Annotated in this window: 14 protein-coding genes; 9 read left to right on the forward strand and 5 right to left on the reverse strand. The window is 61.4% G+C overall.

All coding sequences use genetic code 11. The features are described from left to right. Nucleotides 1-18: 18 nt before the first annotated feature. Both AC4CWF_RS07700 and serB read right to left on the reverse strand, forming a co-directional pair. The gene (locus AC4CWF_RS07700; protein ID WP_491285276.1) at nt 19-573 is read right to left on the reverse strand and encodes a GNAT family N-acetyltransferase; all 555 of its coding nucleotides are present in this window, start codon (nt 571-573) and stop codon (nt 19-21) included. A gap of 17 nt (nt 574-590) precedes the next feature. Next, nucleotides 591-1481, reverse strand: coding sequence for a phosphoserine phosphatase SerB (gene serB / locus AC4CWF_RS07705; RefSeq protein WP_491284606.1), 891 nt, complete (start codon nt 1479-1481; stop codon nt 591-593). Between serB and miaA the strand changes: the two genes are divergently transcribed. Further along, nucleotides 1480-2382 carry a tRNA (adenosine(37)-N6)-dimethylallyltransferase MiaA gene (gene miaA, locus AC4CWF_RS07710; protein ID WP_491284608.1) on the forward strand — a complete coding sequence of 301 codons (903 nt, stop codon included), beginning with the start codon at nt 1480-1482 and terminating at the stop codon, nt 2380-2382. The genes serB and miaA overlap by 2 nt on opposite strands. A 51-nt stretch (nt 2383-2433) precedes the next feature. On the opposite strand, the gene AC4CWF_RS07715 is transcribed toward miaA, so the two are convergent. Continuing rightward, nucleotides 2434-4371, reverse strand: a complete 1938-nt coding sequence (locus AC4CWF_RS07715; protein ID WP_491284610.1) for an ATP-binding protein — start codon at nt 4369-4371, stop codon at nt 2434-2436. Nucleotides 4372-4789: 418 nt separating this feature from the next. On the opposite strand from AC4CWF_RS07715, the gene AC4CWF_RS07720 reads away from it, so the two are divergent. Both AC4CWF_RS07720 and ilvN read left to right on the forward strand, forming a co-directional pair. After that, entirely contained in the window at nt 4790-6547 is a 1758-nt protein-coding gene (locus AC4CWF_RS07720; RefSeq protein WP_491285278.1) for an acetolactate synthase 3 large subunit, read from the forward strand. A gap of 36 nt (nt 6548-6583) precedes the next feature. Further along, nucleotides 6584-7156 carry an acetolactate synthase small subunit gene (gene ilvN / locus AC4CWF_RS07725; RefSeq protein WP_491284612.1) on the forward strand — a complete coding sequence of 191 codons (573 nt, stop codon included), beginning with the start codon at nt 6584-6586 and terminating at the stop codon, nt 7154-7156. Between the two features lie 113 nt (nt 7157-7269). Here the strand turns inward: ilvN and AC4CWF_RS07730 are convergent, their stop codons facing one another. Then, entirely contained in the window at nt 7270-8115 is an 846-nt protein-coding gene (locus tag AC4CWF_RS07730; protein ID WP_491284614.1) for an aldo/keto reductase, read from the reverse strand. Between the two features lie 190 nt (nt 8116-8305). Here AC4CWF_RS07730 and AC4CWF_RS07735 point away from each other — a divergent pair, with 190 nt between their 5' ends. From AC4CWF_RS07735 to AC4CWF_RS07755, 5 genes are all read left to right on the forward strand, one after another. Further along, nucleotides 8306-8899 carry a LysE family translocator gene (locus AC4CWF_RS07735; protein WP_491284616.1) on the forward strand — a complete coding sequence of 198 codons (594 nt, stop codon included), beginning with the start codon at nt 8306-8308 and terminating at the stop codon, nt 8897-8899. A 181-nt stretch (nt 8900-9080) separates the two neighbouring features. Then, nucleotides 9081-9725: a nitrile hydratase subunit alpha gene (gene nthA, locus AC4CWF_RS07740; protein ID WP_491284618.1), complete on the forward strand. Its 645-nt coding sequence runs from the start codon at nt 9081-9083 to the stop codon at nt 9723-9725. Further along, nucleotides 9722-10381, forward strand: coding sequence for a nitrile hydratase subunit beta (nthB, locus tag AC4CWF_RS07745; RefSeq protein WP_491284620.1), 660 nt, complete (start codon nt 9722-9724; stop codon nt 10379-10381). The genes nthA and nthB overlap by 4 nt, the downstream gene beginning before the upstream one ends. Further along, the gene (locus tag AC4CWF_RS07750) at nt 10368-10745 is read left to right on the forward strand and encodes a nitrile hydratase accessory protein (RefSeq protein WP_491284622.1); all 378 of its coding nucleotides are present in this window, start codon (nt 10368-10370) and stop codon (nt 10743-10745) included. Before nthB ends, AC4CWF_RS07750 begins: the two co-directional genes overlap by 14 nt. Nucleotides 10746-10829: 84 nt before the next feature. Next, the gene (locus AC4CWF_RS07755) at nt 10830-11954 is read left to right on the forward strand and encodes an ATP-dependent DNA helicase (RefSeq protein ID WP_491284624.1); all 1125 of its coding nucleotides are present in this window, start codon (nt 10830-10832) and stop codon (nt 11952-11954) included. A gap of 6 nt (nt 11955-11960) precedes the next feature. Here the strand turns inward: AC4CWF_RS07755 and AC4CWF_RS07760 are convergent, their stop codons facing one another. Next, nucleotides 11961-12632 (reverse strand): MerR family transcriptional regulator, encoded by a 672-nt coding sequence (locus tag AC4CWF_RS07760; protein ID WP_491284626.1) that lies wholly within the window; start codon nt 12630-12632, stop codon nt 11961-11963. A gap of 278 nt (nt 12633-12910) precedes the next feature. Here AC4CWF_RS07760 and AC4CWF_RS07765 point away from each other — a divergent pair, with 278 nt between their 5' ends. Then, nucleotides 12911-13663: a pyridoxine 5'-phosphate synthase gene (locus AC4CWF_RS07765; protein ID WP_491284628.1), complete on the forward strand. Its 753-nt coding sequence runs from the start codon at nt 12911-12913 to the stop codon at nt 13661-13663.

Genomic DNA, 13663 nt, shown 5'->3' on the forward strand with positions numbered 1-13663 from the left:
GACGGGCAGGCGGCTCTTTCAGCGCGTTTGCCCGTCCTTCACCGCCGCATAGGTCACATGCCGTTTGAGATGCGGGTGGCTGTCGGGCACGCGGGGGCTATCGAAATCAAGCTCCGGGCAATGGGTCATGCCGATGCGCTTCATCACCGCCGTCGAGCGGTGGTTTTGGGCAACGGCAAAGGAAATGATCGCATCAAGCCCCTTGGCTTTCAGCCCGTACTCGATAAGGGCCTTTGCCGCTTCCGTTATATAACCATTGCCCCAGAAGCGGGTGGCGAGACGCCAGCCGATCTCGATGGTCTCTGGCGGAAAGATGCCGGGCATGTTGGCCGGCGCCAGACCGCAAAAGCCCATGGCCTCCCCGCTTTCCTTCAGTTCCACCGCGTAAAAGCCGAGCCCATCCTCGCGAATCATCGCGTTGACGCGATCAAACAGCAGATCGGCCTCGTCGTGGCTGCGGCGAAACGGAAAAAACTCCATCACCTTCGGATCGGAATTGATTTCGCGAAACAGGTCGCGGTCGCCCTCCAGCCAGTTGCGCAGTCGAAGGCGCTGTGTTTCCAGAATGACGATGACCTGTTCCGATCCGGTCATGGCGTGACGAACTCGTGTTTGCGATAACCCTGGATGTAGAGGAGGGCCGTAAGGTCGGAATGGTCGATGCGGATTTTCGCCTCGGCGGCAACGGCGGGCTTGGCGTGGAGGGCAGCGCCTGAGCCGGCAAGGTTGATCATGCCGAGATCGTTGGCGCCGTCGCCAACGGCCATTGCGTCGTCCACGGAAATGCCAAGCGTTGCACAGATATCTTCCAGCGCATCCACCTTGGCCTGTTTGCCGAGGATCGGTTCTGCCACTTCGCCGGTGAGGATGCCGTCCTTTTCCAGAAGGATATTGGCGCGGTTTTCATCAAACCCCAGCGTCTTTGCAATCCGGCTGGTAAAGACGGTAAAGCCGCCGGAGACGAGGGCGGTGTAAAAGCCTTTGGCGCGCATGGTGGCAATCAGCGCCGGCCCGCCGGAGGTAAGTGTGATGCGTTTAGTGATCACCTCGTCCACCACGCTGATTGGCAGCCCCTTCAGGAGCGCCACCCGTTCGCGAAGGGCGGGCTCGAAGGCGATCTCGCCGTTCATGGCGCGCGCGGTGATGACAGAGACCTTGTCCTTCAGCCCGACCACATCGGCCAGCTCGTCGATGCATTCCTGGCCGATCATGGTGGAATCCATGTCTGCGATCAGCAGTTTCTTGCGGCGGGTCTCGACATCCTGCACCACGACATCGACGGGCATGTCGCCGATCGCGGCGCGCAGGGCAGCCTCCGAGGACGCCGCTTCGGCCTCGTTTCTCAGCGCCACGTCGCAGGCAATTCCGTCTGCCAGCCAGTAGAGACCAGCGGCATTCACCGCTTCGGCGGCCCTTTCCCCCAGCTTTCCGTCAAGAACGGGGTTTGACGGATGGGCGATGAGCGTGGCAACGAGAGCCATGATGAAAAACCTTCGGGACAATTGCGAGGCTATCCTGATAACCGGGCCGACGGCAGGCGGCAAGTCGGCGCTTGCGCTTGAGCTGGCTGAGCGTCACGGCGGCGTTGTCATCAATGCCGACAGCATGCAGGTCTACGACACGCTGCGGGTGCTGACCGCTCGCCCGGGCCCGGAAGAAACCGGCGATGTGCCACATCTGCTCTACGGCCATGTTCCGGCCACGGCCGCCTATTCCACTGGCGAATGGTTGCGCGATGTCACAGCCCTGCTGCCGCGCCTGCGCGATGAAGGGCGCCTGCCGGTGTTTGTCGGCGGCACCGGGCTTTATTTCAAGGCGCTGACCGGAGGCCTTTCCGATATGCCTGAGATCCCGCCTGAGATCCGCGAGGGGTTTCGCACTCGTCTGCTGCAGGAGGGGCCGGAACCGTTGCATGGCGAACTTCAGCGACGCGATCCGGCAATGGCCGCCCGGCTTTCACCCACCGATGGCCAGCGCGTGGTGCGGGCGCTTGAGGTCGTGGTTGCCAGCGGCCAGTCGATCGCCACTTTCCAGCAAACCAGAGGCCCGATGTTGATCGATCCTGACAGGGCGGAGAAAATCGTCGTCCTGCCGGAGCGGCGCCTCTTGCACCAGCGTATCAACCAACGTTTCGAGATCATGCTGGCGACCGGCGCCATTAACGAGGTAAGGGCGCTTCTTTCCTTGAATGTAGCGCCCGATGCGCCCGCTCTGCGCGCCATCGGCGTTTCCGAGATTGCAGCCCTTTTGGAGGGCACGATGAGCCGTGACCATGTGATCGAGCGTGGCTCGGCGCTCACGCGCCAATATGCCAAGCGCCAGATGACCTGGTTTCGCAACCAGATGGATGACAGCTGGCAGCGGTTCGATCCGCTCGCGTAAGCCTTCGTTTTTCAGGCGGCGGATAGAACCGGATCTCGTAAAGCCAGGCTATCAGTCTTCAGTGCGGCTGGTGAGCGGTCTGTGCAGACGGGTCTCTCGCAGCGCGTCGCCGGCAGACTGTTTCTCTGGCAGACCGCGGCGGATGAGGCGTGTGTCCGCTGCAAAGGGCGCAACCCGTGCGCCGGGCAGCATGTCCGGGTGATAGGGCTCAAGAGGCCTGTCAGCCGCTTCGCCGGACCATGGCTCAGAGCCGAAGCCAGCGCCACGCGCCCGATCATTTTCCTTACGCTTCAGGATGTCCGACTGGAAATCGGTAATGTCCGGCCCGGTCTCGGTGGCGCGCATGCGGGCAATCACACTGCGCAGGTCCACCGTATCGGGCGTCTTGTCGCTGCCCCGCTCGCCCGCTCCGCGCGCCTGCGGCAGGATGTGCGACGCGACGCGGGAGAACTTCATGCGCATCGGCACGCTGATCGCTTCGCCAAAGGCAATCGCCTCGCCATTGCCAATGGAGGAGAGAAAGCTGGTGGTGGAGACGGACGAATCGGGCAGTGCCGAGCGGATGATCTCTTGGTCGCGTTCGTTGGAAAGCCGCATGGCAAACACGGTGGAACATTGCGACAGGATAGTCTGGTCGAGTTCTCCCGGGCGCTGCGTGATGATGCCGAGCGAGACGCCATATTTGCGGCCCTCCTTGGCAATGCGGGCAATCGCCTGCCGGGTCGGCAAAAAGCCCAGCTCCCTGTCCGCCGGCACATAACGATGGGCTTCCTCGCACACCACCAGCATGTGGATGGCGCCATCGCTCCACAGCGCCAGCTCAAACGCCATGCGGCAGAGAATGGAGGCAACGGAATTCACCACTTCAGACGGAATGCCGGCCAGCTGGAAGGTGGAGATGGGCCGGTCATCGCCCGGAATGCGGAATATATGCGCGATGGTCTGGAGGATGGTGTCGTTGATCGTGTTGCTGGAAAAAAGGAACCGATAGCGGGGATCGCCGATGGCAGACAGCAGACGAACCTTGAGGGCCCGCAGCGCCGGCTTTTCCTCACGCCCGTCGAGCCGTCCCATCCGTTCGTCGATCAACGTGAGAAGATCGGCCATGCGGTAAGGCACCGGCGTATCAGCCGTCAGTGTGCCCTTGTCGCTGATGCGTCGTGCCGAACCGGTGTCACTGCCGCGAAAGGCGCGCTTGGCCTCCGGGATCAGGTCGCGCAGAAAATCCAGTTCTTCCGGCACCGGCGGGCGGCCGCGAAACACCACTTCGGCAAATTCATCGAGTCGCATCAGCCAGAAGGGCAGGTCCAGCGTTTCGGGATCGATGACCACGGCCTTGCCGGGAAAGGCTGCGGCAAATTCGTTGTGGGGATCGAGGATCAGCACCCGCAGCTTCGGATCGGCTTCGATGGCCTTGTGGAGGAGAAGCGAAACGGCGGTGGATTTGCCGACGCCGGTCGAGCCGACGATGGCAAAATGTTTCGACAGCATGGAAGGAATATGGATTGTCGCATCGATCGTCTCGTCCTGCGCCAGCGTTCCGATCACGCAGCTGTCGGCCTGGCCGGCATCATAGATGCGTTTCAGGTCGCTGGTGCGGATGCGGTGGGCGATGGCGCCAAGATGCGGATAACGGGAAATGCCGGTGGAAAAGCTCTCCGCGCCATGCTCGCCTACGCGCACTTCGCCGAGCAGCTCCACCTCGACGCGGAATTCGTTGCGGCGGTTTTCGCCCCATCCGCCGGCATCCGTTGCCATGGAATAGGTGAGCGCGACGACACGGTTCTTGCCAACACTGATGGAAATCAGGCGGCCCACAGACCAAAGCTCGGCAAGTTCCGTCGAGCCCGCATCCTGCACGGCGGCAATGGTGGCGTGGGCGCCGGTGCAGGCCACGACGCGTCCGAGAAAGCGGTTTCCGGGCGTCAGCCCATCGCGACGATCGTCATCGCGGGCAGTGGCCGGGTGCTGGTGATCGTCATGGCGCAAGCGTGCGACCCTTTAAGGATTGGTCTATGGTTTCAATGGTCGTATCGGGGTCTTTGGCAGGCCTTCGCCCGTGGCAGGTGACGTTAACGGGCGGGCGCTTAACGGGAGGTTGCCCTTCCACCCGTTTTCCTGCCGATTTTGCGTGCGGTTATCAGGTGCTGGCGACGTTTTGTTGCGCATCTGCGTTGACGGGTGGCAATTTTATGGCTAACAGTTCAGCCCATGATCGTATCGAACGCACTTATCGTGGTGGGAAGGCGCATGGGCAGGATGGTGTAACCATCCGGCGATAGCCACCCATGCGCTACCGAAGGCTCCTCCAGGGGGCCTTTTTTTATGCCTTCAATCAGGCCCCAAGGCCTCGTTTCACACACAAGAGATAACGGACCAGGACATGACGGGTACAGCAGACAATCGGATGACAGGGGCGGAAATCGTTCTGAAGGCCCTGAAGGATAACGGCGTGGAGCATCTGTTCGGATATCCGGGCGGCGCCGTTCTGCCGATCTACGACGAGATCTTCCAGCAGGACGATATCAAGCACATCCTCGTGCGCCATGAACAGGGCGCCGGCCATGCCGCCGAAGGTTATGCCCGCGCCACCGGCAAGGTTGGCGTGATGCTCGTCACGTCCGGTCCCGGTGCCACCAACGCGGTCACCCCGCTGCAGGATGCGCTGATGGACAGCATCCCGCTCGTCTGCCTCACCGGCCAGGTTCCGACCACGCTGATCGGCTCGGACGCTTTTCAGGAATGCGACACCGTCGGCATCACGCGCCCCTGCACCAAGCACAACTGGCTGGTGAAGGACGTCAACGAACTGGCAGCCACCATCCATGAGGCCTTCCGTATCGCCCAGACCGGCCGTCCGGGCCCTGTTGTCGTCGATATCCCGAAGGACGTGCAGTTTGCCACGGGCACCTATACGCCGAAGGCCGACCACGTACCCCAGAAGAGCTACCGCGCTCATATCGATGCGGACCTCAATGCGGTACGCGCTGCCGTCGAGCTGATGGCGTCTGCCCGTCGCCCGGTTCTCTATACCGGTGGCGGTGTCATCAATTCCGGTCCGGAAGCCTCGCGTCTGCTGCGCGAACTTGTGGAGCTGTCGGGCATTCCGATCACCTCGACGCTGATGGGTCTGGGTGCCTATCCGGCATCCGGCGAACATTGGCTGGGCATGCTCGGCATGCACGGGTCCTACGAGGCCAATATGGCCATGCATGATTGCGACGTCATGGTCTGCATCGGCGCGCGCTTCGATGACCGTATCACCGGTCGCCTCAATGCGTTTTCGCCGAACTCGCGCAAGATCCATGTCGATATCGACCCGTCCTCGATCAACAAGAATGTCCGCGTCGATATCCCGATCGTCGGCGATGTCGGGCGTGTGCTGGAAGACATGGTTCGCCTGTGGCGGGCGCTGCCGACAAAGCCTGCCGCGGATCAGACGGCCGAATGGAATGCCAGCATCAAGAAATGGCGGGCGCGCAATTCCTTCGCCTACACCAATTCCAGCGATGTCATCATGCCGCAATACGCCATCCAGCGTCTCTACGAGGCGTCGAAGGGCCGTGACACCTACATCACCACGGAAGTTGGTCAGCACCAGATGTGGGCGGCGCAGTTTTTTGGTTTCGAAGCGCCCAACCATTGGCTGACCTCGGGCGGTCTCGGCACGATGGGTTACGGCCTGCCGGCGGCCATCGGCGCGCAGGTGGCACATCCGGAAGCATTGGTCATCGACATCGCCGGCGATGCCTCCATCCAGATGTGCATCCAGGAAATGTCCTGCGCCATCCAGCATAACCTGCCGGTCAAGATCTTCATCCTGAACAACCAGTATATGGGCATGGTGCGCCAGTGGCAGCAGCTGCTGCACGGCAACCGCCTGTCCAACTCCTATACGGAAGCCATGCCTGATTTCGTCAAGCTGGCCGAAGCCTATGGTGCCACCGGCATCTATTGCGACGATCCGAAGGAACTGGACGAGAAGATCGCTCACATGATCGCCGTGGATGGCCCGGTTATCTTTGATTGCCGTGTCGCCAACCTCGCCAACTGCTTCCCGATGATCCCCTCGGGCAAGGCCCATAACGAGATGCTGCTGCCCGATGAAGCGACCGACGAAGCCGTCGCCAACGCCATCGATGCCAAGGGCCGCCAGCTCGTCTGATCCGCCGCCAAAGGGACAAGGACAAGGATTTTACCCATGAACGCACACCTACAACCCACCGGCTCGGCTTATTTCATCTCGCCGGAGACTTCGCTTCAGGAGCGCCACACGCTATCCGTGCTCGTTACCAACGAGCCGGGCGTGCTGGCGCGTGTCATCGGCCTGTTTTCTGGCCGCGGCTACAATATCGAGAGCCTGACGGTGTCGGAGACGGAGCATGAGGCGCATCTGTCGCGCATCACCATCGTCACCAATGGCACGCCGGGCGTGCTGGAGCAGATCAAGGCGCAGCTGGAGCGCATCGTGCCCGTCCACCGCGTCGTGGACTTGACGGTGCGCGCCGGCCAGCTCGGTCAGGAGCGTCCGATCGAGCGGGAAGTGGCGCTGATCAAAATCGCCGGCACCGGCGAGGATCGCGCCGAAACCCTGCGTCTGGCCGATGCCTTCCACGCCAAGGTGGTCGATGCGACGGTGTCGCACTTCATCTTCGAGATCACCGGAAAATCCTCCAAGATCGACCAGTTCGTGGCGATCATGAAGCCGCTCGGCCTCATCGAAGTCTGCCGCACCGGCATTGCCGCGATGAACCGCGGCGCGCAGGGGATGTGATCTTTTTCGGTGCAAAGGTCTCCGGTGTTGCGCCGGAGACTTGAGTATAACCAAGAGGTTGTGCGGGGTTCCGGGTAATCCGAATCCGCGTCTTCAGGTTTTGATTCAAGCCGTTAAAGCATTTCGAGTGGTTGTTTTTTCGACGGCGGCGGGAAGGCGCGGTCAAGCGCTTCCCAGTCTTCGTCGCTGATGTCGAGATCGATGGCGCCGAGATTTTCCTCGACGCGGGCGGGGTTGCCGGTTTTCGGAATGGCGATCATCCGGTCGCGCTCCAGCACGAAGGCAAGCGCCACCTGCGCCGGCGTCGCCTGATAGGATTTGGCGATGCGGATGAGGTCCGGGTGGCGCAGAAGGCGGCCCTGCTCGATGGGCGAATAGGCCATTAGCGCGATGTCCCGTTCCTGGCACCACGGCAGGAGATCGTATTCGATGCCGCGCCGGGACAGGTTGTAGAGCACCTGGTTTGCCGCACAGTCAGCGCCTCCAGGCACCGCCATCAGCTCCTCCATGTCGTCGACGTCGAAATTGGAAACGCCCCATGCGCCGATACGACCTTCCGCTTTCAAAACCTGAAGGCCGGCAACGGTGTCCGCGAGCGGATGCTGGCCGCGCCAATGCAGAAGATAGAGGTCGAGTTTCTCCGTCCCGAGACGGTGCAGGCTGCGCGCGCAGGCATCGATCACGCCCTGTCGGCTGGCATTGTGCGGATAGACCTTGCTGACGAGAAATACCGCGTCGCGGCGCCCGACAATCGCTTCGCCGACAAGCTCTTCCGAGGCGCCCTCGCCATACATTTCGGCGGTATCGATCAGCGTCATGCCGAGATCGATGGCGGCCTGCAGGCTTTTGATTTCCGAGGCGCGGTGGTGCGTGTCATCGCCCATCTTCCAGGTTCCGATGCCAAGGGCCGGCACCGTGCGGCCGGACTTCAGCGTCACTGTTGGCATATCCTGGTGCATGGCAATCTCCTTTGAAAATGGGGGCCGTTCGTCGCGGCGTGCGGCGCTAAAACAGACAGTATGAAACCGGCAGATAGGCTGTCGAGAAGGCCGGTCAACCACCATCCATCAAATCAGATGGTATCTGCATCACAAGCCGCTATTGGATCTTTTAAGACAGTCTCGCCTGAGGGTGAGAAAAGGAAACGCCATGACATTCGACGCGCTTTTCGCCCTGGTTCTGTTCGGCCTGACAACCTCCATCACGCCGGGGCCGAACAACATGATGCTGTTTGCTTCGGGCGTGAATTTCGGTTTCCGCCGCACCATTCCGCACATGCTGGGCATTGGTGCCGGCTTCTTCAGTCTGCTGCTGGGGGTAGGGTTTGGGCTTGGCGCCTTGCTTCACGCGTTGCCGCAGCTGTACCTCGCGCTGAAAATCGCCGGTGGGCTTTATCTTCTTTATATCGCCTGGAAGATCGGTTCCTCGCGGGTGCTGGCTGAAGGCCGCAGCGGCGGGCGGCCGATGACATTTTTCGGCGCTGCCGCGTTTCAGTGGGTGAACCCGAAGGCCTGGGTGATGGCCGTCACCGCCATGGCGATCTATGCAGACCCGGAAAACTATCTGCGCAGCGTCTGGCTGATCGGAATTGTCTTTGCCCTTGTCAATCTGCCGAGCGTTTCGCTGTGGGCCGGTTTCGGCTCCGTGTTGCGCAATTGGCTCGCCGTTCCGGTGCGGTTGAAATGGTTCAACATCACCATGGCGGTGCTGCTCGTGATCAGCCTTCTGCCCATGCTGAAATGACGGCAAGCTGCGGCAGAGACTGCCTATCTCGCGTCCATGGATCCGCTTTCGGTGGGCGCCCCCCGCTCCTTGGCGTGTGGCGCGGTGGCGCGACGTCGTTGATTGCCTATCGAAGGCCTTGATTGGTTGCGTCGATCTGTTCCATGGTCGCCGCTAGACGGATGCGAGAGGCACCACAGCGATGAGCAGCGACCACCATCACGATCATGATCACCATGATCACCACCACGACAACCACTACAGCGACATGCAGGCGCGGGTGCGGGCTCTCGAAACGGTGCTGACGCAGAAGGGCCTGATCGATCCGCAGGCGCTCGATGCAATCGTGGATACTTACGAGACGAAGATCGGGCCGCGCAACGGCGCGCGTGTGGTGGCGAAGGCTTGGGTTGACGCTGCCTTTGCGCAGTGGCTTGCGGCAGATGCGACGGCGGCCATTGCAAGCCTTGGCTTTACCGGACGTCAGGGCGAGCACATGCGTGCGGTGTTCAACTCCAAGGAGATGCACAATCTCGTCGTCTGTACGCTCTGCTCCTGTTACCCCTGGGCCGTGCTTGGCCTGCCGCCCGTCTGGTACAAGGCGCCGGCCTATCGCGCCAAGGCGGTCATCGATCCGCGCGGCGTGCTCCTGGAATTCGGCGTGGTGCTGCCGCAGGCGCAAAAAATCCGCGTCTGGGATTCGACGGCGGAACTGCGTTATCTCGTGGTGCCCGAACGTCCCGAGGGCACCGAAGGCTGGAGCGAGGAGCTGTTGGCCGACCTCGTCACGCGCGACAGCATGATCGGCACCGGCCTTGCCCGACCGACAGTGGAGGTGGCGGCATGAACGGCCCGCATGATCTCGGCGGCCAGATGGGGTTCGGGCCTGTCGCGCCGGAAAAGGACGAACCGTATTTTCATGGCGAGTGGGAAAAGCGGGCGCTGGGCATCACGCTCTCCTGCGGCGCGTTTGGCGCCTGGACGATCGATGAAAGCCGGCATGCGCGGGAAAACATCGCGCCTGCCGCCTATCTCTCGGCGAGCTATTATGAAATCTGGATCCGCGCGCTGGAGGTTCTTCTGGAGCGTCATGGCTTTGTGACCGCAGACGAGATTCTTATGGCAAAGGCCCTCACGCCGAGTGCTGAGCCGAAGCGCGTGCTGACGGCAGATATGGTGCCGGCGGTGCTGGCAAAGGGCGCCCCCTGCGACCGTCCGGTTGGTTCGGCTCCCCGCTTTGTTGTTGGCCAGACGGTGCGCACGAAAAACATCAACCCGCTCGGCCATACCAGATTGCCGCGTTATGCAAGGTCAAAGACCGGCGCAATCGAGGCCGTGCAGGGCGCATTCGTTTTTCCCGACGACAACGCCCATGGCCGCGGCGAAAATCCGCAATGGGTCTATACGGTCGTGTTTGATGGTCCGGAGATCTGGGGCGAGGGGAGCGATCCGACGCTCACCGTGTCCATCGATGCGTGGGAGAGCTATCTTGAGCCAGTGTGAACCCCTTTCGCCGCTTGCTCAATCGCCCGGCCTTCCCCTCTCTCCCGAGGGCGCGCCGGCCTTTGCCGAGCCATGGCAGGCGCAGGCGTTTGCGTTGACCGTGCATCTGCATGAGCGCGGCATATTTTCCTGGAGCGAATGGGCCGAAAACCTGTCGCGCGAGGTTCACCGGCCGGAGCGGGCGCAAGACGGTTCGGATTATTTCGACGCCTGGGTTGCTGCCCTGTCGCATCTGCTTGCCGAAAAAGGCGTTGCGGATCGGGACACGGTTCTCGCCCTGCAACACAGCTGGCAAAGGGCAGCAGAGGCAACGCCGCACGGGCAACCGATCGAGCTTGCCAATGATCCCCTGCGTAAAGAATGATCGGCTTCGTGAAAGCATGCGTTTGCAGCCTCTGCTTTCCTGTTTCAGGTTGCTATTCTGTTCCGAATCCGTGAAGGAAGAGGCATGCAGTTTGCACCTCAACAGGACGAGGCCCTGAAGGCCGTTTCGAAGTGGCTGAAGGAAGGCCGCAGCCCGGTTTTCCGTCTGTTCGGTTATGCCGGTACGGGCAAGACCACGCTTGCAAAACATTTTGCCGAAAATGTCGATGGCGAGGTGCTGTTTGCAGCCTTTACCGGCAAGGCAGCGCAAGTGCTGCGCTCGCGCGGCGCGACCAACGCCCGCACCATCCATTCGCTGATCTATCGCCCGCGCGGCGAGGAGGCGGTGGAAAACGAGGAGACGGGAAAAACCTCCGTTTCGCCGATGTTTTCCATCAACCGCCAGAGCCCGCTTGCCAAGGCCGCTCTCATCGTCATCGACGAATGCTCGATGGTGGATGAGCAACTGGGCAAGGACCTGATGAGTTTTGGCACGCCGATCCTGGTGCTTGGCGATCCCGGCCAGTTGCCACCCGTCTCCGGCGGTGGTTTCTTTACCGAGCAGGAGCCGGATTACCTGCTGACCGACATCCATCGCCAGGCGCGGGACAACCCGATCATCCAGCTGGCCATGCAGGTGCGCGAGGGGCGCGAGATCATGCATGGCGACTATGGCACGGCCCAGGTGATTTCGCGTAACGATGTCAACCAGACATTGGTTCTGGAGGCTGATCAGGTTCTGGTCGGCACCAACAAGACGCGCCGGCGCTATAACCAACGACTTCGCGAGCTGAAGGGTTTTAACCAGCCTTATCCGCAATCCGGCGACAAGCTGGTGTGCCTGCGCAATGATCCGACCAAGGGCCTGCTCAACGGCTCGCTCTGGCAGGTGATGAGTTCATCGCGCGAGACGGTCAAGCCCGGCATCAACCTGATGATCCGCCCGGAAGACGACGACATGAACCGCGGCGCCTCCAAGATCAAGCTTTTGAAACAGGCCTTCGAGGAAGAGGGCGAGATCCCCTGGACGACCCGCAAACGCTACGACGAGTTCGATTTCGGCTACGCGCTGACCGTCCATAAGGCGCAAGGCTCGCAGTGGAACAATGTCGTGCTGTTCGACGAAAGCTGGGCCTTTCGCGACAGCCGCGAGCGCTGGCTCTATACGGCCATCACCCGCGCTGCCGAAACCATTACCATCGTACGGTAAGTCCGCTCAGTGCGGCAGAAGGCCGAGAACGATGGCCTTGGCGGCAGCCTGAAAACGGTTGGACACGCCAAGCCGCACGATCAGGCTTTCCTCCAGAACGGCCAGTTCCTCTTCCGTCAGGTTCAGCTGCCGCGCGAGATCTCCGCCTTTAAAACCTTCGGTCATCAGCACGAGGCAGCGCCGGTCCCGGTCTGAAAACACCAGCGGCTCCACATGCACGCCCGATGTCACCTCCGGCGCAATATCGATCTCGCTGACCAGCGAGCGGATCTGCTGGATCTGCCGGTGGATCGAGGAAATATCGGAGGTCAGTTCGCGCTTGCGGCTATCGAGCACCCGGCAGAAAATCGCATCCGCCTCCAGCTGGCTTGCCGCATCGGAAAGATCCTGCATCAGGTCCTGAATGGCAGAGAGTGGCATGCCCACCTCGCGGCAGGCGTTGATCACCGCCATCTTGCGGATCATTCGCTGATCGTAGACCCGCATCATGCCGAGCCGCTCGGCAGTGATCAGGCCCTTTTCCTCGTAAAAATGTAAGGTCCGGTGGGTAACGCCAAACAGCTCGGCCATGTCTGAAATGCCGATGGGCTGTCCGTCATTGCAAACGTGCTGTCCGATCCGGGGCAGGAAAGCCGGGGCCGGACGCCCCATGGTCTCACTCGATGTCTGTACCCGCATGGCTGTCTCCTCCTTCATGCAGGGCACACAGGCTCCGCCAGCCCATATGCCTGCTGCCCGCCTACTGCCTGCCGAAAGTGCAAAGTGCGGCGGCTGCTGCACCTATTTTATGCAATTCTAAAGTTAACAGTTTATTCCGGATGCGAAACTGCGATTCTGTGGCCACAAGAATTGATAGATCCGTCAGTATTTTGCGTGGAAACGGGCGGATTATTCCGTTGCCGATGCGCCAGCCTTTGCTTTAGACATGCAGGCATTGCCTGCCGAGGACCGATGCGATGCCCGCGAAGCTTTCCGTCAATCTGAATGCCGTTGCCATGCTGCGCAATCGTCGCGATCTTCCGTGGCCAAGCGTCGAGCATCTCGGCCATGTGGCGCTTCAAGCCGGCGCCTATGGGCTGACGGTGCATCCGCGTCCCGACCAGCGCCACATCCGTTTTTCCGATCTGCCGGTGTTGCGCGCGCTGATCGACGATGTGTTTCCAAAGGCCGAGTTCAACATAGAAGGTTATCCTTCGGAGGATTTTCTCGCGCTGTGCGAGAAGACGCAGCCGGAACAGGTCACGCTGGTGCCGGATGATCCGGCCCAGGCGACCTCCGATCACGGGTTTGATTTCCGCCGTCAGGGCGAGATGCTGAAGCCGATCATCGCCCGCCTCAAGGCATCGGGCATGCGAGTGTCGCTGTTTGCCGATGGCGATGGTGATGTCGAGGCGGTGAAGCTGGCCAAGGCGACGGGTGCCGACCGCATCGAGCTTTATACCGGCCCTTACGGCGGCTGTTACGATCAGCCGGAAAAGGCGCGTGAGATGCTCGACCTCTTGGGACGCACGGCCGATGCAGCCCATGCCGAAGGTCTTGGCGTGAATGCCGGCCATGACCTGACGGTTGCCAACCTTCCGGCCCTTGCCGCCCGCATTCCCCATCTTGCCGAAGTCTCCATCGGCCATGGCCTGACGGCAGATGCGCTGGAATATGGCATGGCAGAAACGGTTCGCCGCTTCCGCCGCGCCTGCGGCGAAACCATCTGA

The organism is Neorhizobium sp. PAMB6630 (assembly GCF_058242775.1).

Bases quoted from the DNA above. Each gene is read 5' to 3' on its own strand.
- ilvN (WP_491284612.1), top strand. From the start codon at position 6,584: ATGAACGCACACCTACAACCCACCGGCTCGGCTTATTTCATCTCGCCG.
- serB (WP_491284606.1), bottom strand. From the start codon at position 1,481: ATGGCTCTCGTTGCCACGCTCATCGCCCATCCGTCAAACCCCGTTCTT.
- AC4CWF_RS07720 (WP_491285278.1), top strand. From the start codon at position 4,790: ATGACAGGGGCGGAAATCGTTCTGAAGGCCCTGAAGGATAACGGCGTG.
- AC4CWF_RS07760 (WP_491284626.1), bottom strand. From the start codon at position 12,632: ATGCGGGTACAGACATCGAGTGAGACCATGGGGCGTCCGGCCCCGGCT.
- AC4CWF_RS07730 (WP_491284614.1), bottom strand. From the start codon at position 8,115: ATGCACCAGGATATGCCAACAGTGACGCTGAAGTCCGGCCGCACGGTG.
- nthA (WP_491284618.1), top strand. From the start codon at position 9,081: ATGAGCAGCGACCACCATCACGATCATGATCACCATGATCACCACCAC.
- miaA (WP_491284608.1), top strand. From the start codon at position 1,480: ATGATGAAAAACCTTCGGGACAATTGCGAGGCTATCCTGATAACCGGG.
- AC4CWF_RS07765 (WP_491284628.1), top strand. From the start codon at position 12,911: ATGCCCGCGAAGCTTTCCGTCAATCTGAATGCCGTTGCCATGCTGCGC.
- nthB (WP_491284620.1), top strand. From the start codon at position 9,722: ATGAACGGCCCGCATGATCTCGGCGGCCAGATGGGGTTCGGGCCTGTC.
- AC4CWF_RS07735 (WP_491284616.1), top strand. From the start codon at position 8,306: ATGACATTCGACGCGCTTTTCGCCCTGGTTCTGTTCGGCCTGACAACC.
- AC4CWF_RS07755 (WP_491284624.1), top strand. From the start codon at position 10,830: ATGCAGTTTGCACCTCAACAGGACGAGGCCCTGAAGGCCGTTTCGAAG.